This window comes from Aquirufa ecclesiirivi (genome assembly GCF_011250515.1).
In the GTDB taxonomy this organism is placed as follows: Bacteria; Bacteroidota; Bacteroidia; order Cytophagales; family Spirosomataceae; genus Aquirufa; species Aquirufa ecclesiirivi.
The window spans coordinates 138,223-158,049 of record NZ_JAANOP010000009.1 but is presented as its reverse complement, the minus strand read 5'-3'; the positions used below and the strand labels follow the sequence as shown (position 1 = coordinate 158,049).

Here is a 19,827-nt window from a genome sequence, read left to right as displayed (position 1 = left end):
AGCTACCATCAATGCTAATACCAAATGGTCAGGAAAAATGTTTGGTTGGAATACGGTTAGAAACGAATTAAATATTTACTTCGCAGATAGATTATTAAACAATGACACAGTTCATTGAGCACTCCCTAGTTATTAGTTTTATCTACATTCTTCATTCTACATTCTTCATTCTACATTCTTCCGATAACTAATACCTAAATTTCCTACTTCGTTATTTTATACAACAGGCCCATCGACAATATCTGGGAAAACTGCCAATTGGGGTCCTGGTCATAATCACGAAATAAGACGGCTTGTACATTAGTGCTCAGGTATTTGTTCACCTTCATGGTTAAATTAGCATCAAATCGATGCACAATGCCATTAGAAACACCGAATCGGAAATAGTCCATCAAAGCTGAATATCGAGCTTTTAAATTCACATTTTCAAAAATGTTTTTATCCACGTTGGCCAAAAACTGAAATACAAACTGATTACGAATATTATCTCCTGGCTTTTGTAAACCATATAACCCCGCTCGAGAAATTCGTTCATCCAAAACAAAGGTTTGACGCAAACTACCTATACCAAATCGGGTATAAAAAGCCTTTTGAGGATGGTACTCAAAACCCATCGATGTAGTTAAATAGGCAGGTGCAAAAATGGATGAGGTGATCGAATCAACAGGAATACCCAAACTGTTCTTTTTGTTGTATTCAAAACCTTGAAAAAACTGGGTTTGAAAGTTGGTAGAACCATAGTAGTCCCATTTAGGACTAATCCGATAACCCGCTTTAAATTCATAAAAAATACGGTCCACATTTTTACGTAAACTTTGTGTCCTATTTTGTAAAAAACCTACCTGCATTTGTAAATCACTCGCCAAGCGCCATGAATTATTTTGCACATTGGCCGAATGGTTTAAATACCAACCTGTAGCGAAGGTATTCGTTCCTCCACCTTTCCAATTATCACTAAAACTTGATTGATTTAAGTTAATTCCCGTCGTAAATTCCTGCTTCCATTTTCTTACGACACTGTCAGGTTTCATCGAGCCCATCGACTGAAATGCAATAAAAATGCCAGCGAAAATTAGGAAAAAATGGACCTTCATGAGACAAATGTACAAAAATGATTGTTCTACCTTGTGTGCTCTAACGGATTTCCTACCCAAATTTGTACATTTCCTTGAAAAAAATCTTTCGATTTTAATTGAATTAGCCCGTCCAACGTATTCATCGCATCCGTATTGGCTGTCATGGGTTCAATCGCTACACACTGCTCATTGGCTGGAGCAAAAACCACTAAAAATGGAAACAATTGACTTGATTGCTGCACAAAAAGCGCCCTTTTTAGTTTGGTATCCACTAATTCAGTCACATGGATTTCGCTAGGATTTAATCGGAAAACATGGTCAATTTGTTGTGTTCTAAAGGATAGTCCGTCTTTCATTTCCAGCAATTCCTCTTTCATTGGTATCATTTGTGAATCAGATAAAAATCGACTTTTTCCTTGAAAGAAAATGTGGTAATCAGCCAAATCTGTTCCTGGAATTTGAAAATAGGGATGCCAGCCACAAGCAAATGGCATTTCGCCTTCTCCCGTATTTTGACATTTCATCGAAACATCCAATTTCCCATGGGAGAACAACGTGAATTCCCAGGTATATTGAAATGGGAAGGGATAACCTTCAAAATCACCAGTATAGGTATACTTTAGTTCTATTCGGGCATATTCCTGATTACATGCTTGATGGCCTAATTCGAAGTTTCTTCTCGCCAAAAATCCATGAATGGCATTACCCAAAGCTTTTTCATTGATGGGTAATTGGTAGTTTTTTCCTAAAAAAGAATAATTTCCATTTCTTACTCGGTTAATCCAAGGACATAGCAAGGCACTTGGATACAAATCATTTTCTGCCATGGAATATTGACCTTCCTGTGGAATAGCAATAATATTTTCAAGCTTTCCTTGTATCAATACATGGAGGCTTTTTAATGCCCCACCTACATCTTGTAAAATCTCTGCGGATTCACCAGTTTTTGGATTTTTTAATTGAACAACACGGCCATCGGCAGTATCAAAAAAGTTTATTTCCATTGTGTTTTATCTTCTATTCCCATGCCATATAAAGCAAAATCATATTTCACAGGATCTGTTGCATCAATTTGTTTTAATATATGGGTTAGCTCTAAGGCCTTTTTCCAAGTAGTGGGGCCAGCCTTTACTAATCCTAATTTTTCTGCTGTTCTTTGCGAATGCACATCCAAAGGACAAATTAATTGTTTGGGAGATATTTTTGACCAAATTCCAAAATCTACTCCTGCTGTATCTTTCCTAACCATCCACCTTAAAAACATACATAATCTTTTGCAAGCTGAGTTTTTTATTGGGGCCGATACATGTTTTTTCGTCCTTTGGGGAGCCCATTCCGAATCAAAAAAATAGCTATAGAACCCATTCAAGGCTTGTTCTATACTTTCATTTTCTGAATTAAATTCGCCTTGAGTAAAAGCCATTTCTAAACTAGAATGCTGCTGATAATGTCTTTGGAAAAACGAAAGAAAATATAAAGTATCGGTACTATTAAAAGTTCGATGTTTGAAGGATTCAAACCTTTGGAGATCTTTAGCTTGATGGTTCATGACAAAATCATAAGGTGCTCCATCCATCAAATCAATCAGATCTTTACCTTTTTGCAAGATGGTTTTTCGCTGCCCCCAAGCTAACATCGCAACCCAAAATCCCATAATTTCTATATCCTTCTGTCGACTAAATAAATGCGGGATAGAAATGGGATCATGTTCAATAAATCTAGGATGATTGAAAAATGCCACTTTATTATTCAGTAGCTCAGCCAGTTCCTGCTGCATCGTCCTATTTTTTTGAACCAAAAAAGGCTATGATTTTGGAAGGTAAGGAGAAAATCCAAACCAAAATGGTTACTAAAACCGAAAATGTAGCAATGAAAGGGTAGGATAAGATAAAAAATATCTCAAATACGACATTTCCTGCTGTAATGGGTCTTTTACGTTTCGCCATCTTATTGAACTAAATAACTAATTTCAGCTCGAATACGTTTATCAATAGCATTTAATCGATCAAATGCTTTAGGTGATAATTTGATAATGACTTTATTGTCGGTATTCGGTAATCTTCCAATCACTTTAACCCATATACTTTGGTTGTTGGCCAAATTTTTCACTAATACCAAGGTACCAATAGGAGCAGATTTATGTAAGGCCAAGTACTTTCCAGAATTATCTGGAACATCAATTAGTTCAGCAATTCCAGTCTCAATGGTCTTACGAATTCCTTCCTGACTAGTACTTCCTTCCGGTGTAGTACTTGCCGCTGCTGGGGTTTCTTTGGCGCCAGGTAAAGTCATGTCAATTTTTGCTTCTGTACTTGTAGGAGTCTTTTCCGTTTTGCTAGGCAAAAGACCGGTCTTGTCAATGCTCGTAGCAGCACTAGGTTCAGCAATAATCAATCGTTGGCCTTCTTGTAATCGATCAGAAGTTAAGTTATTCCACTTTCTGATTTGAGCCATAGTCACCTGATGCATGTTGGCGATAGTCAATAAACCTTGTCTTCTAGCTACTATATGTATCCCTTTATCTGACTTATTTCCCTCTTCCACCGTTTTTTCATTGCCTGCAGGTGCCACACTCACTTCATTTGGCTTGTCAATGGTTTTCAAAATACTCGGACTTTCCTCCAAATAATGTAGTGGAATAAATACCAATTCTCCTGTTTTTACGGGAATAGCAATTTCTGGATTAACCTGTTTGAATTCCGTTAAGGATAAATTATATCGACGAAGTATAGAAAACAAGGATTGTTTAGCACCTACTTTAAATACGATATATGTTTTATTGTTTTCTTTTTTTAAGCCAAGTGAATCTACCGTATTGGCGTTTATTTGCAAGGAGATACCCACACAAATAAATAGGAAGAGTATAATTGATTTAAAATTCATAGATTTCTAGTTGTAGCTTTTGTTGAATAAATAAAAGGTGATTTTGGAAAATTTGAAAGGTATGATATCCCATTAATTCACCCTCCTCCAGTAATTCATGCAGTAAAATTTGGAAGTTAAGGTCACAGACCAGCAGGTAATTTTTCCAAGCACCATCGTAAAGATAATAAGAAAAAATTAGCTTATCCTCGCCTTCCCAATAATCCAAACCCTTTGCAATCTGTAAACTGAATTTTAAACTAAAAAATTGTTTAAAGGCACTAAATTGTTCCTGACTTTCTTCAATATGGTGCGGACTCTCAAAAGCAAAACTTACCAAATCAGGTGAGTTTTTTTGTTCTCTCAATATCATTCCAGTATCCACATCCAATAGTAAAACAGATTTCCCCTGTTGGATCATGAGTTGATCTTCACTTACTTCTTTGGCTTGTTGGCTTTCAATCACATATTGGCATTTCCCCTGTTGTAAATCATAGGCTTCTATGGCTTCAATTCCTGGATTCTTTCCTGATTGTAAACGAACAAAAATTCCTAGTTTTTCTCTGCCTTTTAACCATTGCAAATGACTACTATGCGATGGAATCGATGAAATAACGCTGATTTCATTGTTTTCGAAATCATAGGAATACCAATTTCCTTGCTGAGCATCTTTCGCCTCAATCCAAAGCTTGGGAGCATCTTTCGATCCCCAATAGCCTAGGCTCCAGATATGTTGTGGAAAACGGTAATGGAATTTTTTTTTCAAGACAGACAAAAGGTTTCTAGGCAAATAATGTGCAAATTTGGCAATATTCTATCAATTAACGTACATCTGAATATGATGCAAGGCAAAAAAGTCGTAGCCGTAATCCCTGCTAGGTATGCTTCTACTCGCTTTCCAGGAAAACCATTGGTTGATTTGGGAGGTAAACCCATGATACAACGAACCTATGATCAAGTGGCATCCGTTCAAGGATGGGAACGAATTATCATTGCCACGGATGATGAACGAATTTTTTCAGTAGCCAAGAAATTTGGTGCGGAAGTCATGATGACAGCTGAGTCACATCAATCTGGCACCGACCGATGTGCCGAAATATTAAGTTATTTAGATAGTCCAGTGGATTATTTAGTGAATATACAAGGAGATGAACCATTCATTAACCCTGATCAATTGCTAGAGCTTAGTTCTGGATTTGCAAGTAATGCACCAATTCTGACTTTGGTAAAAGAAATTCACGACGAACTAACCTTGTTCAATACCAATGTACCGAAGGTGGTCATGGATGATCAACATAATGCTTTGTATTTTTCTCGTCAAACCATTCCTTATTTGCGCGGTGTTGCTACCGAAGATTGGTTTGATCAGCACCACTTTTTTAAGCATATAGGCTTGTATGCCTATCGTGCAGATGTTTTACCCATCTTGAGTCAATTACCTGTTTCTAGTTTAGAAAAGGCTGAAATGTTGGAACAACTTCGTTGGTTGCAGCATGGATTTCAAATTAAACTCATCGAAACCCAACATGAAACGGTTGGAATTGATAGCCCCTCTGATTTAGAAAAAATTAAGAAATTAGGCTTCCTTTAAATTAAAATCCCTTTATCTAAACCTGCAAAAGGTGTATCTTTATCAGATTTTTATGTGATTATTCGAATTTTTGTACGATTCGGAGAAGGTTTATATCTATATGCAGAAACAAAATATTTTGGATCGTTTGAAAGATCGAATCTTGGTGCTAGATGGTGCCATGGGTTCCTTAATTCAACAATATCAATTAACAGATGCCGATTACCGTGGAGAAAGATTTAAAGACTTTCCTCATGAAGTAAAAGGAAATAATGATTTGCTGTCCATTACACGGCCCGATGTGATCAAGGAAATTCATGCTAAATATTTTGAAGCTGGAGCCGATATCGCTGAAACCAATACCTTTTCAGGTACTTCCATTGCCATGGCAGATTACCATATGGAAGATTTGGTTTACGAATTGAATTTTGAATCAGCCAGGATTGCCAAGGAAGTGGCTGATGAATATAGTCTAAAAAATCCAGATCAACCTCGCTATGTGGCGGGTTCCATTGGGCCTACTAACCGTACTTTGTCTTTATCTCCTGATGTCAACGATCCAGGTTATAGAGCTGTTTCATTCGATGAACTAGTAGAGGCCTATCAAGAGCAAGTAAAGGGATTGGTGGATGGTGGAGTTGATTTGCTTTTGGTGGAAACGGTATTTGATACCTTAAATGCCAAAGCAGCACTTTTTGCTATTGATCAGTATTTCAATCAAAACCCAGATAAACCTTATTTGCCAGTAATGGTATCTGGGACTATTACAGATGCTTCTGGAAGAACGCTTTCTGGGCAAACTACGGAGGCATTTTTGACATCCATTGCGCACATGCCTCTGTTGTCAGTAGGTTTAAATTGTGCTTTGGGTGCAGATTTAATGCGCCCGTACATTAAGACACTTTCCGATAAATCACCCTTTTTAGTTTCAGCTCACCCCAATGCAGGTCTACCGAACGAAATGGGTGAATATGATCAAAGTCCAGAAGAAATGGCTTTGGTGATTGAGGATTATTTACAAAATGGTTTTATCAATATCATTGGTGGATGTTGTGGAACCACTCCAGATCACATTCGCTTAATTGCTGAAACGGCTGCCAAGTATCCTCCTCATCAATTACCAAGCGATAATTCAAACCAAAAGCTTTCTGGTTTAGAGCCGCTGGAGATTACTGAATTAACCAATTTTGTCAACATCGGGGAGCGTTGTAATGTGACAGGTTCTAAGAAATTTGCCCGTTTAATACGTGAGGAGAATTTTGAAGAAGCGATTGCCATAGCCAGAGAACAAGCAGATGGTGGGGCTCAAATATTGGATGTCAACCTCGATGAAGGGATGATTGACGGTGTCAAAATGATGCCTCAATTCTTGAATTTATTGATGTCTGAACCTGACATTTCTCGTTTGCCGATCATGATTGACTCTTCCAAATGGGAGGTCATTGAAGCAGGTTTGAAGTGCGTTCAAGGTAAATCAGTCGTGAATTCGATCTCTTTGAAAGAGGGCGAAGATCGGTTCATCGAATTAGCTAAAAAAGTAAAAAGATACGGGGCTTCTGTGGTGGTTATGGCTTTTGATGAACAAGGTCAAGCGGACTCTTACCAACGCCGTATCGAAATTTGTCAAAGAGCCTATGATATTTTAGTCAATGAAGTGGCCTTCCCACCTCAGGATATCATCTTTGACCCGAATATTTTGACTGTAGCTACAGGAATGGAAGAGCATAATAATTATGCCAATGATTTCATTCAAGCCACAGCCTGGATCAAGAAAAATCTTCCCCATGCCAAAGTATCGGGCGGAGTCTCTAATATTTCGTTTTCTTTCCGAGGAAACGAAGTAGTTCGTGAAGCCATGCACACGGTATTTTTATACTACGCCATCCAAGCGGGTATGGACATGGGTATCGTGAATGCCAGTCAGTTAGGTGTTTACGATGAAATTTCTCAACCATTGCGGGATTTATGTGAAGACGTACTTCTCAATAGAAACCCAGATGCAACGGAGAAATTAGTGGCTTTTGCCGATACGGTTAAGTCATCCGGAAAAGAACAAGTATTTGATGATGCATGGAGAAAAATGCCTGTCAATAAGCGCCTTGAACATGCGTTAATCAAGGGTTTGACGGAGTTTATTGATGAAGATACCGAAGAAGCTAGAAAGCTAGTGGAACGCCCAATACAAGTGATTGAAGGGCCATTGATGGATGGAATGAATGTGGTGGGTGATTTGTTTGGTGCGGGAAAAATGTTCTTGCCTCAAGTAGTTAAATCTGCTCGTGTCATGAAAAAAGCGGTAGCCTATTTGTTGCCCTACATTGAAGCAGAAAAACAAGTAGGAGAGAGCTCTTCCGCTGGAAAAATCTTATTAGCCACGGTTAAGGGTGATGTGCATGATATCGGTAAAAATATTGTGGGTGTCGTGTTAGCATGTAATAACTATGAAGTTATTGACCTTGGTGTTATGGTATCTTGCGAAAAGATTTTAGCAGCTGCCAAAGAGCACCAAGTAGATATTTTAGGTTTATCAGGGTTAATCACCCCAAGTTTAGATGAGATGGTATACGTAGCCAAAGAAATGAAGCGCATGGGCTTTACCATTCCTTTGTTGATTGGAGGAGCTACCACCTCACGCTTACATACTGCAGTAAAAATAGATCCACATTACGATGGACCAGTTATTCACGTGTTGGATGCATCTCGTTCTGTACCTGTAGCAGGTAGATTATTGCAAAGTGAATTATCTCAAAAGGAAATATTCAACGAAATCAAGGAGGAGTACGCACAAATTCGAGTGCAACATGCCGCTCGTCAACAAGAGAAAAACTATTTGACAATTGATCAAGCCAGACAAAAATCACGAGGAATAGATTGGGCAGATTTTCAAGCCCATAAACCGAGTTTCTTAGGAGTTAAGTATTTTCAAGATTACTCATTGGCAGAAATTGCTAAGTACATCGACTGGACTCCATTCTTTGCAACTTGGCAATTGAGTGGTAAATACCCTCGCATATTTGATGATGCAGTAGTTGGTCATGAAGCCAAGAAACTCTTCCAAGACGCACAGGATTTGTTAGCAGAAATTATTCGAGATAAATCCTTGCAAGCAAAAGCAGCATTAGGCTTTTTCCCTGCTAATGCATTTGGTGATGACATTATTTTACATGACTTTACAGTCAATGAAAATAAAGTCGCCTGTGAAAAGCATGGAGAGCATATCCATGTTCAATATGAGATTCAAAAGAAGGATTCTACCTCAGATTCGAGCCAATGGTTGCATCATTTACGTCAACAAAATGTAAAAGCTGCCAATTTAGCGAATCATTGTCTAAGTGATTTTGTGGCTCCTTTAGAAACAGGGGTGACTGATTATGTAGGAGCATTTGCGGTAACTGCTGGAATTGGCATTGAAGCCCTACTTGAAAAGTACGACAAAGCACATGATGATTATAATTCCATCATGGTCAAAGCTTTGGCTGACCGTTTGGCAGAAGCATTGGCGGAATTATTGCATGAACGTGTGCGTAAGGAATTTTGGGGATATGAACGTGATGAAGATTTATCCAATGAAGATCTTATTGCTGAGAAATACACGGGTATTAGACCCGCACCTGGCTATCCAGCTTGTCCAGACCATACCGAAAAGAAGCGACTGTTTGAATTGTTAGATGCCGAAGATAAAATTGGTATAAAATTAACAGAAAGTTATGCCATGTATCCTGCATCTTCTGTTTCAGGATTTTACTTTTCGCATCCTAAATCTACTTATTATGGTTTAGGTAAAATTACCAAAGATCAAATAGAGGATTATGCTCAGCGTAAGCAGATGCCAGTAGAGGAGATTGAACGCTGGTTGAGTCCTGTATTAAATTACGATGCATAACATATGACTAAAATAACCGAGTATTTTAAGAATTCAGGAGGCAAAACCTTATTTTCCATTGAAATCATTCCACCTGTCAAAGGGCAGCATTTAGGGGAATTAATGGGGCATATAGAGCCATTGATGGAGTTTAAGCCACCCTTTATTGAAGTGACTTACCATCGTGAAGAATTTATAGAGAAGTTGGTTAATGGGGAGTTAAAGCGAATTCCTATTAGAAAACGTCCAGGTACCTTAGGTATCTGTGCGGCTTTGATGCAAAAATTCAAGGTAGAAGCCGTTCCTCATGTTATTTGTGGAGGATTTACACAGGAAGAAACTGAAGATTTTTTGATTGATTTGCATTATTTAGGCATAGAAAATGTGCTTGCCCTTCGCGGTGATCAAGAAAAAGGGGAGGATCGATTTATTCCTAAATCGGGTGGACATGCCTATGCCAATGAATTGGTGGAACAAATTAGTCGAATGAATAAGGGACATTTGTTGTATGAAGAAACCGAATCATTCCCTACGAATTTTTGTGTGGGAGTAGCTGCTTATCCTGAGAAGCATTTCGAAGCAGTTTCTTTAGATACCGACCTACACTATTTAAAGCAAAAAGTGGATGCAGGGGCTGATTATGTAGTTACCCAAATGTTTTTTGATAATCAAAAATACTTTGATTTTGTAAAAGCTTGTAGGGCAATCGGCATACAAGTTCCTATTATTCCAGGAATTAAACCTTTGGCTACTGCCAAACAATTGGAAGTACTACCAGCTATTTTTCATTTAGAAATTCCACAAGAACTAGCTAAATCCGTACTATCTGCTTCTAATCCTGCAGGGATTAAACAAGCAGGAATTGAATGGGCGATCCAACAAGGTAAAGAATTGATTCAAGCGGGTGTCCCTGCTTTGCATTTTTATACCATGAGTAAATCAGATAGTGTCCGATCAATTGCCTCGGCATTGTTTTAATAAAAAAGGAGCGAATAATTTCGCTCCTTTTTATTTATAGGGCTCCGGTTTCTTCAAGTTTAACATGTTTCCAGTTTTCTCCTGAACGAATGCGGTTAAGCTGTGTATGGGTAATGCCAAATTGCTTGGCAATCATTTTAAAACGGCTTTTTTCTGATTTCAGCATCTTTTTAATCATCAACACTTTGCTTTCCGTCAGCTTGTAATTTTTGGTTCTTTTCGGAATTTGACGATTAATAACACTGGGGTTATTTTTGTTGTGTGAGGTGACCAAGCTACGATTTCCCCAAGCTAAATTTTCCGCTCGGTTATTCATTTTGTCATGATCTAAATGCAACACAAAATTGTCGGATTCCTCTTTTTTATCAACAAAACACTGAGCCACCAATTTGTGAATGTAGCGATTAGCCGATTTTTGTTGGAATCGAATGTTAAGTGAACGATACCCTTGAATCATTGAACCTTGAATCAGATCACCCTCTGGATTATTCTGAAAGCTTTTTACTCGGCCATAATTAGAGATTTCATAGTGAATTTGATTATCAAATTCTGGGAACGGAATGCGCTTCCATTGCTCATTCCAATAGTTTTTTAAGGCGGTCATAGTATAAATTGTACGTATTATAGAACGGTAGTAATCGCAATTTAATGGTTGTATCGAATTGCAACAGTTTAGGTCAAAACGAATAACAATGGCTAAAATTGTTAAACATTTTGATTCTTTACATGAAATTTAGGATGAGTGGTTTTTATTCGATTCGAGGTGATTTACTTCTTTCGTAGACATCATTTAAAAAATGGATATTATTCCTGCTGAGTGGTGAAAATGTCTAGTGAAATAATCTCACAATTGACCTTTTATCACCTTTGATATTTCTAGTAAGTTTGGACGTCAAATACTTTTCATTACGTCCATGTCCATATTGTTAAATACATGTTCATTTAATTCTTGTATTTATTTACTACATATATCATTATGTTTTCTTTTGTTTCAATGTACGTAGGTTAGTTGTTTTCATTCGTTTCAAATAAGCTATTTGATAATTTTTTAAAGGGAATATTCCCGTTAAAATGATTAGGCTAAGTATTCATTTATTGTAACACGGTCACTTGTTTCGAAAAAGAATAAGTATTTTTGCTTGTCAATTTGATCCTAAATTTCATGAAAGTTTTAATCTACGGAGCCTCATTAAATCCCCAACGTTATTCTTATTTAGCGGCACAAATGTTGCACAAAAAGGGGTATGAAATTATTTTGGTAGGGATCAAAAAAGGAGAATTGTTGGGGTCAATAATCCATCCCAATGATTGGATTGAGGATGACGTAGATACGGTCACTTTGTATGTAGGTCCACAAAATCAAGATGGCCTATTGGACTACCTACGAAAACTAAAACCGAGAAGGGTGATATTTAATCCAGGTACCGAAAATGAAAAGCTGAAGTATAGCCTAGAGAAGGAGGGAATATTGACCGATGAAGCCTGTACCTTGGTCTTATTACAAACAGGTCAATTTTAATAGGAATCTGTCGAAAGGGATTTCCAACAGATTCCTAATCGATTTAGATCGCTTTCAATACGAAGTCAAATTCCTCCATAATCAAGTTAGCCAATAATTTCTTGCATGCATTGGTAACAATTTCGTTGGCTTCTGCCTCTGAACTAGCTTCTATTTGCAGCTGAATATGTTTGCCGATACGCACATCTGCTACCTGATGAATATCTAAGTTTTGTAAACCGATACGCACAGCTTTACCTTGTGGATCAAGGATTTCTTTTTGAGGCATTACATTAATTTCAGCTAAAAATTTCATTTTTTTTGGGTATTTAGTATGTAAAGAACTCCTGAAAGGAGAATATAGGATGCAACTAACAGTGGCAATGCCACAAATTTAAGGAAAATCAGTCCAGCAACACAAAAAACTAGGAAAATGAATTTAATTTGATTGCTTTTCCAATCCCAAGTTTTAAACTTAAAGGCCATTAAGGGCAACTCACACACGAGTAAATAACTCATGATCACAGAGTAGATCAATAAACCTTTAAAATGAAGTACATAGCCACTGTACTCTGGTTGAAACTCTAAAATGAGTGGCAAAGCTGCAATCACGATACCATTTGCAGGAGTTGGTACGCCAATAAACTGATCACTTTGTCGGGTATCTACATTGAATTTTGCCAATCGATAAGCAGAAAAAATGGCCAAAGAAAAAACGATAAATGGTTTATAGAAACCGAATAGGCCCACAGAACATTGTGTTCCACAGCTGGCTTCTACCAAATGAAAAAGCATGAATGTAGGTAATACGCCAAAGGATACCATGTCGGCCAAGGAATCTAACTCTTTGCCTAAATCTGAGTAGGCATGCAATAACCTGGCTAGAAAACCATCCAAGAAATCACATATCAATGCAATGATGATGCAATAAGAGGCCCATAAAATATGTCCTTTCATGACAAAATAGATGCCAAAACAGCCAGCCAATAAATTGCCTAAGGTTAAGGTATTGGGTATTTCTTTTTTTATGGACATATTATGCTCTTACAAATGGATTTTGAATCATTTCTGCACCAATGGTTGTACTTCCTCCATGACCTGGGAAAACTTCCGTCTCTTCAGGTAATACATACAATTGATTCTGTATACTATTGACCAAGTCTGCGTGATTGCAAAGTGGAAAATCAGTTCGGCCAATACTTCGCCTAAAAAGTACATCTCCATCCAATAGCCAGCCTTGCTCTTCTAGATAAAAGGCTACATGTCCTGGTGCATGTCCAGGAACAAACAATACCTTTAACTTCATTTCTCCAATTTCAATGACTTCATCGTCTTCCAAAAAACGGTCTACTTCCACAGCTTGGAAAGCAGGAAAGCCATAAACCGCCGCCCGATTTGCCGCATCTTTCAATAAAGGTAAATCTTTAGGATGTAAAGCAAAAGGAATCTTGAAATGCTCTTTAAAGTAATGTACCCCCAAGACATGGTCAATGTGGGCATGGGTGTTGAGACAATACTTCAATTGAATGTTGTTGGATTCAATGAAGTCGGTGATAATTTTTCTTTCTTCGTAATTGTGGCAGCCCGGATCAAAAATGATTCCATTTCCAGCATCATCCCAAAGTAAATAGGTGTTTTCTTGAAATGGATTACAGGTAAAAACTTCTTTATATACCACGAATGATTTGTTTTGGATGCAAATTACTTAATTCCTGTAAATTGATGTTGGCCTAATAAGAATAAGCAAGGTTTTTTATGCAAATCAGGAAGTGATTTTTCCCAAGCTTCTGCCGATTTGGTTTGTATAAAACCTGTTGGCGATTGAATATCACAGCCAATACAAATTAATTGATGCTTAGGGCAACTTAGTAATAAATCGGCCAATAGGGCATTATTACGGTAGGGTGTTTCAATGAATAATTGAGTTTGCCCTGATTTCTCTACTTCTTTTTGTAATTGTTCTATCTTTTTGATGCGGGCATTTTTGTCAATGGGTAAATATCCATGAAAACAAAAACTTTGACCCGAAAATCCAGAACCCATTAAAGCCAATAGGATAGAAGACGGGCCAACCAAGGAGACAACTTCTATTTGTAATTTATGCGCAATAGATACGGCTAAAGCACCAGGATCGGCAATTCCAGGACAACCTGCCTCGGATATGATACCAATCGAATGATTCGCTTGGGCTTGCGTTTGAATGAACTTTTCTACAAGCGATTCGCTACTGTCCTTATCTAATATTTCAAAAACTAAGTCTTCGATCTTAATGCCTAATTTTAATTCACTGATGAATCTGCGTGCTGTACGTACATTTTCAACCAAAAAATGCTGGCAAGCTAAAATGGCTTGACTGACTTCAGGCGCCAATACTTGAGTTGCAGTATTTTCAGCGATAGGACAAGGAATCAAATAGATTTTCATAAAATACTTCGTAAAACCTCAACAAATGCTTCAGGTTGATCTGCCTGTACCCAGTGACCTGCATTCGGGATTTCTATCAGCTCAAAATTGGGAAAAATTTCAGCAATATAACGCTCATCTTCCGGTTGGATATAATGAGATTCAACACCTTTGATGAAATAGGCAGGAATTTCCACGGAATTTTTAACCCATAGTTCATGACCCACCACATCAATGTTCTTGGTGATTACACGTACATTAATTCGCCAAGCAAATTCTTGCTGATCATTTCGGTAAAGATTTTTCAATAAAAATTGACGAACCCCTTCTTTTTCCTCAAATCGTTTTAAATGTTCATTGGCTTCAGTTCTACTTGCCAAATTTTTTAAATCTAGGCTATTTAAGCCTTCCAAAATAGCCGTATGATGTACTGGGTAGAATTTAGGGGCAATGTCTACCACAACCATCTTCTGAGCTATATCAGGATGGTTTAAGGCAAATTGCATGACCACTTTTCCGCCCATGGAATGGCCCATGATGATGGGTTTGCTCAAGGTATGTTCATGTATGAATTCCAATAAATCTTCCGACATGACTTGGTAGTCAAACTCATCTGACCAAGGGGATTGCCCATGATTTCTTTGATCTACTAAATACACTTGGAATTTATCTGAAAGGACTTTGGCTATGCCCAACCAATTGTCCGACGAACCAAATATACCGTGTAGAATGATGATGGCAGGTCCTTGATCTCCTACTTTTCTGAAGTATAGTTTCATTTATTGAATATAAATTGCTTTTTCTTTCTTAGGAAGAGTTTTTCCAATTACTTGTAGATTAAATCCTTGGCTTTGTGCGAAAGATTCAAATTCGGATTGAGATGTGGCTTCTATGGCTATCAATAAGCCACCTGAAGTTTGTGGATCAGCACCTATTAGTTGTTGGAATTCCGAAATGCCATCTTCTATACGGTGTCCATAACTGGCCCAATTTCGAGAAGTACCACCTGGGAAACATTTTTGTTCCAAATAAAAATTAATCTGTGGAAGTGTCGGAATTTTATCAAAATACAATTGTGCACTAACTCCAGATCCATCACACATCTCGACTAAATGTCCTAATAAACCGAAACCTGTTACATCAGTTAAAGATTTAACATAGTATAAGTGCCCTAATTGCTCCCCAAATTGATTGAGGGTACTCATTTGCTTGACTGCGATGGCTAGGTCCTCTGGACTAACAATACCTCTTTTCTGAGCGGTAGATAAAATACCTACCCCCAATGGCTTGGTTAAATACAATAAGCAAGATTCGGTAGCCTGATCATTTTGTTTTAGATGCTCCTTTTTGACTTTACCCGTTACGGCTAAACCAAAAATAGGTTCAGGGGAGTCAATGGAATGTCCTCCAGCCAAAGGAATTCCAGCATCGGCACAAGCAGCGCGCCCTCCCTCCAATACTTTTTTGGCAATTTCTGGAGCTAATTTATCAATGGGCCATCCTAAAATGGCGATGGCCATGAGAGGCGAACCTCCCATCGCATAAATATCTGAAATGGCATTGGTAGCAGCAATTTTTCCAAAATCAAAAGGATCATCTACAATGGGCATGAAAAAGTCGGTAGTAGAAATAACCGCTTCTCCATTTTGCCAATCAAATACGGCCGCGTCATCTCTGCTTTCATTACCGACTAAAAGTAAAGGATGATTTTTTTTGGGGGTATCTGTATGTAAAATTTGATCTAAAATTTGAGGTGAAATTTTACATCCACAACCTGCTCCATGGGAAAATGAGGTCAGTTTTATGTTAGTGTCCAAGATTGAATAATTTAATTAAGTAGTGCAAAAATATTCTTTAAATAATTAAAAATTAAGTTTGTGTTAAGATTTAAGGTAAAATAGTACAATTAGATGAGCCTAGACATGTAAATATTTACAGAAAATGCTTTATAAGTTCTAATTATCAGTTGATTAGTGCAATTTTACTTTATATGACTTTTATCAAACAGTTGTAGTATTTGATTTTTTACATTTATTTTGTGGAAATATCTTTCAACTCAATTATAACTAAATTCCAAATTTATGCAGAAAAGATTTATTACTCATTCTGTGTTATTGGGGGCGTTTTTTGCGCTTTTGATGGCATTGCCGATTGGGCAGCTATTTGCTCAAGTTACAAGCTCCTCTTTTAGTGGTACTGTTACCGATGCTAAAGGAGAAGTTTTGCCAGGTGCTAGCGTTTTAGCTGTACACACTCCCTCAGGAACCAAGTATGGAGTAGCTACCAATGCCGCTGGTCGCTATACGCTCATTGGTGTTCGTGTAGGTGGACCATTTGTGTTAAAAGTAACTTTTGTTGGTTACAAAGATCAAGTAAAAGATAACTTATTCACTAGTTTAGGAACTTCTACTAACGTAAGTTTCAAACTAGAAGAAGAAGGTCAGCAATTGCAAGAAGTAGTGGTAAAGTCATCTCGTTCAGATTTGTTTAGTTCAAACAGAACTGGAGCGGCTACTTCATTTGCTACAGAAACTATCAATGGTTTACCAACAATTGGGCGTACTATTGACGATATTACTAAGTATAATGCGTATAGTAATGGACGTTCATTTGCTGGACAAGATTCACGTTTCAATAACTTCACGATTGACGGATCTGTATTTAATAATGGTTTTGGATTAGGTAGTTCTTCTCAAGCAGGTGGTCGTACGGGTACCACCGCGGTATCTTTAGATGCCATTGAGCAAATTCAAATTAACATTGCTCCTTTTGACGTTCGTCAGTCGGGTTTTGCAGGTGCTGGTATCAATGCCGTTACTCGCTCTGGAACAAACGATTTCACAGGTTCTGCATATCATATATTTAGAAATAGTGATTTAGTAGGAAAGAAAGCAGATGGTAGAAGCTTACCTTCCATCAATATTTCTGAAAAAACAACTGGTTTTCGTGTAGGTGGACCTTTAATCAAGGATAAATTATTCTTCTTTGCTAACTACGAAGAATTTAAGAGTTCTACACCGGCTTTAAACTGGTCAGCTAACCGTTCTGGCGCTACAGGTAACGTTTCACGCGTGTTAGCTTCTGATATCGAAGATTTAGGAAATTTCATGAAGACTAATTTCAACTATGAAATTGGTGCTGTAGATAACTTCAACAATGAAGTTACTTCTAAGAAGGGTTTGTTGCGTTTGGATTATAACATCAATAACAACAATAAATTGACGATTCGTTACTCTCAACACGACTCTCAATCAGGATCCATCATTTCTAACTCCAATAGTAGTAATACGGCTGGAAATGGTAACCGTACGAACTCAGCTTTAGCCTTGTCGCCACAAAATACAGGTTATATTATTCAGGATAACACGCGTTCCATTGTAGCAGAATTAAACTCCACGATTAATTCGAAGTTTGCGAACAACTTTATTGCGACATATAACAAGCAGATTGAAGATAGAGCTCAAACATCTTTGTTTCCAACCATTGATATCTTAAAAGATGGCTCTACTTATACCGCTTTAGGTATGGATCCATTTACTCCGAATAACAAGTTGAATTATTCTACATTGAATTTTACCAACAACTTGACTTATTTCAATGATAAGCACACATTAACATTCGGATTAAGTTATGAGTATTTCGTGTCAAATAACGTATTCTTCCCATCTTCGAATGGTGTTTATGTATTTAACTCCATCAACGATTTCAAAACGGCAGCTTTAGCTTACAAAGCCAATCCAAATTTGGCAATTTCTCCAGTAGTGATGCCTCGTTTTAACTACCGTTATTCGTTGTTACCAGATGGTGCGGAGCCTTTGCAACAATTGAAGATTTCGACTTATTCAGCTTATTTCCAGGATGAATTCCAAGTTTCAGAGAAATTCAAAGTAACAGGAGGTGTGCGTTTTGACTTGTTCTCTTATGATAACTCAACTTCTGCTGATTTTTACAATCCAATCGTAGCAGGTTTGACTTACAAAGATGAGAATGGTAAAGATTTGAAAGTAAATACAGGAGCTTTCCCTCCAGCTAAATTATTGGTTTCTCCACGTATTGGATTTAACTATGATGTGAATGGTGATAAATCGCTACAAATTCGTGGTGGTACGGGTTTCTTCGTGTCTAGAATTCCTCAAGTTTTAGTTTCAAACCAATTGGGTAATAATGGTGTGAATACAGCGGTTATTTCAGCTACTAACACAACAGCATATCCATTTACATTGAATCCTACTGTTTATAAGCCAGCTACTACTGACATCAATAAATTGCCAGCTTATGTCGTGAATGCTTCTACGGAGGATTTGAAAAATCCAATGATTTGGAAAACTAACTTTGCCATCGACAAGAAATTGCCATGGGGTTTAGTAGGAACATTGGAGGCTATCTACAATAAGAACATTAATTCTCTACGTTACATTGATGCTAACTTAAAAGCACCAGCGGCTAATTTTGTTGGTCCAGATAATCGTAATCGTTTCAACACGGCTGGTCGTTTTATAAACTCGGCAACTACCAACGTATTCGTGTTAACTAATACAGATAAAGGTGAGTCTTATTCATTTACAGCCAAATTAGAGAAACCAACGGTTGATGGATTTGGTGGTATGTTAGGTTATACCTATGCAGTAGCTAAGGATATTCAATCGGTTGGTTCTACAGTACAGGCCAACATTGCAACTGAATATGGTCAAAACTATTTGGGTACCTCGTTCTCAGATAACGACTTGCGTCACCGTTTCGTAGGATTTGTTAATTATCGTTTAAATTATGGCGGTAAATTAGGTGGATCTACCATGTTTACTTTAGGTGCGGTATCTTCTAGTGGTTACCGTCAGTCTTACACTTTTGGAACAGATTTCAATGGAGATGGTCAAACCAACGACTTGATCTTTGTACCTTACAAAGCGTCTGATTTAACTTTCACACCGTTGACTATCAGTGGACGTACGTATACTCCAGCTGAACAAGCTGCTGCATTTGATTCTTTCATCGATGGAAATGAATACTTGAAAAACCGTCGTGGTATGTATGCTGAGCGTAATGGTGCTTATTCACCTTGGTTAACTCGTTTTGACTTTACCGTGGAGCAGGATTTCCACATCAAGACAGGTAAGAACAAGAGAAATATCATCCGTTTACGTGCTGATATTTTGAACGTAGGTAACTTAATTGATAATACTTGGGGTGTAGGTTGGGTTCCAACAAATGCTAATCCATTGCGCTTCACTGCAGCGTCTAACGGAACAGTTACTTATCAAATGGGTACTCAAGTGATTCAAAATGCTTCAGGAGCTAATGAAACCATCTTATTACGTGATTCATTTGTCAAATCAATCAACGTAAATAACGTTTGGCAAGCTCAATTAGGAATTCGTTATATTTTCGAATAATCGAAAATCACGATTCCAATATGTTAAAACAGGCGGCCCATTCGGGCCGCCTGTTTTGTTTTCAACGCATATTTTTCACGCTGGCAAGGTTCCAAACCTTGACAGCGTTGTGCGTTGATAACGATTTTGAAAATAATTTTATTTTAAATCATATTTCTTTATCAAGTCTTTGATAAAGTTGGGACAAT

Annotated in this window: 18 protein-coding genes; 5 read left to right on the top strand and 13 right to left on the bottom strand. The window is 37.6% G+C overall.

Translation table 11 applies throughout. The features are described from left to right. Positions 1–203: 203 nt before the first annotated feature. Genes G9H65_RS12110 through G9H65_RS12085 form a run of 6 tightly spaced genes read right to left on the bottom strand, consistent with a single transcriptional unit; the run spans position 204 to position 4,704 of the window. Positions 204–1,094 carry a DUF3078 domain-containing protein gene (locus G9H65_RS12110; protein ID WP_166375598.1) on the bottom strand — a complete coding sequence of 297 codons (891 nt, stop codon included), beginning with the start codon at positions 1,092–1,094 and terminating at the stop codon, positions 204–206. A 26-nt stretch (positions 1,095–1,120) separates the two neighbouring features. Beyond that, positions 1,121–2,080, bottom strand: a complete 960-nt coding sequence (locus G9H65_RS12105) for an aldose 1-epimerase (protein ID WP_166375597.1) — start codon at positions 2,078–2,080, stop codon at positions 1,121–1,123. Then, on the bottom strand, positions 2,071–2,853 hold the full coding sequence (locus G9H65_RS12100) for a TIGR02757 family protein (protein WP_166375596.1): 783 nt from the start codon (positions 2,851–2,853) through the stop codon (positions 2,071–2,073). Before G9H65_RS12100 ends, G9H65_RS12105 begins: the two co-directional genes overlap by 10 nt. A gap of 4 nt (positions 2,854–2,857) precedes the next feature. Next, entirely contained in the window at positions 2,858–3,022 is a 165-nt protein-coding gene (locus G9H65_RS12095; RefSeq protein WP_166375595.1) for a hypothetical protein, read from the bottom strand. Between the two features lies 1 nt (position 3,023). Next, entirely contained in the window at positions 3,024–3,959 is a 936-nt protein-coding gene (locus tag G9H65_RS12090; protein WP_166375594.1) for a septal ring lytic transglycosylase RlpA family protein, read from the bottom strand. After that, on the bottom strand, positions 3,949–4,704 hold the full coding sequence (locus G9H65_RS12085) for a hypothetical protein (RefSeq protein ID WP_166375593.1): 756 nt from the start codon (positions 4,702–4,704) through the stop codon (positions 3,949–3,951). The genes G9H65_RS12090 and G9H65_RS12085 overlap by 11 nt, the downstream gene beginning before the upstream one ends. A 72-nt stretch (positions 4,705–4,776) precedes the next feature. Here G9H65_RS12085 and kdsB point away from each other — a divergent pair, with 72 nt between their 5' ends. The 3 genes from kdsB (at position 4,777) to metF (ending at position 10,348) form a co-directional block, all read left to right on the top strand. Beyond that, on the top strand, positions 4,777–5,529 hold the full coding sequence (gene kdsB, locus G9H65_RS12080) for a 3-deoxy-manno-octulosonate cytidylyltransferase (protein ID WP_166375592.1): 753 nt from the start codon (positions 4,777–4,779) through the stop codon (positions 5,527–5,529). Between the two features lie 100 nt (positions 5,530–5,629). After that, positions 5,630–9,391, top strand: coding sequence for a methionine synthase (gene metH / locus G9H65_RS12075; RefSeq protein WP_166375591.1), 3,762 nt, complete (start codon positions 5,630–5,632; stop codon positions 9,389–9,391). 3 nt (positions 9,392–9,394) lie between these two features. Further along, positions 9,395–10,348, top strand: a complete 954-nt coding sequence (metF, locus tag G9H65_RS12070; RefSeq protein ID WP_166375590.1) for a methylenetetrahydrofolate reductase [NAD(P)H] — start codon at positions 9,395–9,397, stop codon at positions 10,346–10,348. Positions 10,349–10,382: 34 nt separating this feature from the next. Here the strand turns inward: metF and G9H65_RS12065 are convergent, their stop codons facing one another. After that, positions 10,383–10,952 carry an NUMOD4 domain-containing protein gene (locus G9H65_RS12065; RefSeq protein WP_166375589.1) on the bottom strand — a complete coding sequence of 190 codons (570 nt, stop codon included), beginning with the start codon at positions 10,950–10,952 and terminating at the stop codon, positions 10,383–10,385. Between the two features lie 558 nt (positions 10,953–11,510). Between G9H65_RS12065 and G9H65_RS12060 the strand changes: the two genes are divergently transcribed. Then, positions 11,511–11,867 carry a CoA-binding protein gene (locus tag G9H65_RS12060; RefSeq protein WP_166375588.1) on the top strand — a complete coding sequence of 119 codons (357 nt, stop codon included), beginning with the start codon at positions 11,511–11,513 and terminating at the stop codon, positions 11,865–11,867. Between the two features lie 43 nt (positions 11,868–11,910). Here G9H65_RS12060 and purS read toward each other — a convergent pair whose 3' ends face one another. From purS to selD, 6 genes are read right to left on the bottom strand one after another with little or no spacing between them, the layout of a single operon-like run. Beyond that, complete coding sequence (gene purS, locus G9H65_RS12055) at positions 11,911–12,162, bottom strand: phosphoribosylformylglycinamidine synthase subunit PurS (protein ID WP_166375587.1); 252 nt, start codon at positions 12,160–12,162, stop codon at positions 11,911–11,913. After that, positions 12,159–12,881, bottom strand: coding sequence for a CDP-alcohol phosphatidyltransferase family protein (locus G9H65_RS12050; protein ID WP_166375586.1), 723 nt, complete (start codon positions 12,879–12,881; stop codon positions 12,159–12,161). The genes purS and G9H65_RS12050 overlap by 4 nt, the downstream gene beginning before the upstream one ends. A gap of 1 nt (position 12,882) precedes the next feature. Next, positions 12,883–13,524: an MBL fold metallo-hydrolase gene (locus G9H65_RS12045; protein WP_317164423.1), complete on the bottom strand. Its 642-nt coding sequence runs from the start codon at positions 13,522–13,524 to the stop codon at positions 12,883–12,885. 23 nt (positions 13,525–13,547) lie between these two features. Further along, positions 13,548–14,270 (bottom strand): SAM-dependent methyltransferase, encoded by a 723-nt coding sequence (locus G9H65_RS12040; RefSeq protein WP_166375585.1) that lies wholly within the window; start codon positions 14,268–14,270, stop codon positions 13,548–13,550. Beyond that, a complete protein-coding gene (locus G9H65_RS12035) occupies positions 14,267–15,028 on the bottom strand; it encodes an alpha/beta fold hydrolase (RefSeq protein WP_166375584.1) in 762 nt (253 codons plus the stop codon). Before G9H65_RS12035 ends, G9H65_RS12040 begins: the two co-directional genes overlap by 4 nt. Next, entirely contained in the window at positions 15,029–16,066 is a 1,038-nt protein-coding gene (selD, locus tag G9H65_RS12030; protein WP_205753306.1) for a selenide, water dikinase SelD, read from the bottom strand. It lies immediately after the preceding gene. Between the two features lie 264 nt (positions 16,067–16,330). Here selD and G9H65_RS12025 point away from each other — a divergent pair, with 264 nt between their 5' ends. Beyond that, a complete protein-coding gene (locus G9H65_RS12025; RefSeq protein ID WP_166375583.1) occupies positions 16,331–19,639 on the top strand; it encodes a TonB-dependent receptor in 3,309 nt (1,102 codons plus the stop codon). Positions 19,640–19,827: the final 188 nt, after the last annotated feature.

Excerpts from the sequence above, each read along its gene's own strand:
- G9H65_RS12110 (WP_166375598.1), bottom strand. The coding sequence starts at position 1,094 with ATGAAGGTCCATTTTTTCCTAATTTTCGCTGGCATTTTTATTGCATTT.
- G9H65_RS12105 (WP_166375597.1), bottom strand. The coding sequence starts at position 2,080 with ATGGAAATAAACTTTTTTGATACTGCCGATGGCCGTGTTGTTCAATTA.
- G9H65_RS12100 (WP_166375596.1), bottom strand. The coding sequence starts at position 2,853 with ATGCAGCAGGAACTGGCTGAGCTACTGAATAATAAAGTGGCATTTTTC.
- G9H65_RS12095 (WP_166375595.1), bottom strand. The coding sequence starts at position 3,022 with ATGGCGAAACGTAAAAGACCCATTACAGCAGGAAATGTCGTATTTGAG.
- G9H65_RS12090 (WP_166375594.1), bottom strand. The coding sequence starts at position 3,959 with ATGAATTTTAAATCAATTATACTCTTCCTATTTATTTGTGTGGGTATC.
- kdsB (WP_166375592.1), top strand. The coding sequence starts at position 4,777 with ATGATGCAAGGCAAAAAAGTCGTAGCCGTAATCCCTGCTAGGTATGCT.
- metH (WP_166375591.1), top strand. The coding sequence starts at position 5,630 with ATGCAGAAACAAAATATTTTGGATCGTTTGAAAGATCGAATCTTGGTG.
- metF (WP_166375590.1), top strand. The coding sequence starts at position 9,395 with ATGACTAAAATAACCGAGTATTTTAAGAATTCAGGAGGCAAAACCTTA.
- G9H65_RS12065 (WP_166375589.1), bottom strand. The coding sequence starts at position 10,952 with ATGACCGCCTTAAAAAACTATTGGAATGAGCAATGGAAGCGCATTCCG.
- G9H65_RS12060 (WP_166375588.1), top strand. The coding sequence starts at position 11,511 with ATGAAAGTTTTAATCTACGGAGCCTCATTAAATCCCCAACGTTATTCT.
- purS (WP_166375587.1), bottom strand. The coding sequence starts at position 12,162 with ATGAAATTTTTAGCTGAAATTAATGTAATGCCTCAAAAAGAAATCCTT.
- G9H65_RS12050 (WP_166375586.1), bottom strand. The coding sequence starts at position 12,881 with ATGTCCATAAAAAAAGAAATACCCAATACCTTAACCTTAGGCAATTTA.
- G9H65_RS12040 (WP_166375585.1), bottom strand. The coding sequence starts at position 14,270 with ATGAAAATCTATTTGATTCCTTGTCCTATCGCTGAAAATACTGCAACT.
- G9H65_RS12035 (WP_166375584.1), bottom strand. The coding sequence starts at position 15,028 with ATGAAACTATACTTCAGAAAAGTAGGAGATCAAGGACCTGCCATCATC.
- G9H65_RS12025 (WP_166375583.1), top strand. The coding sequence starts at position 16,331 with ATGCAGAAAAGATTTATTACTCATTCTGTGTTATTGGGGGCGTTTTTT.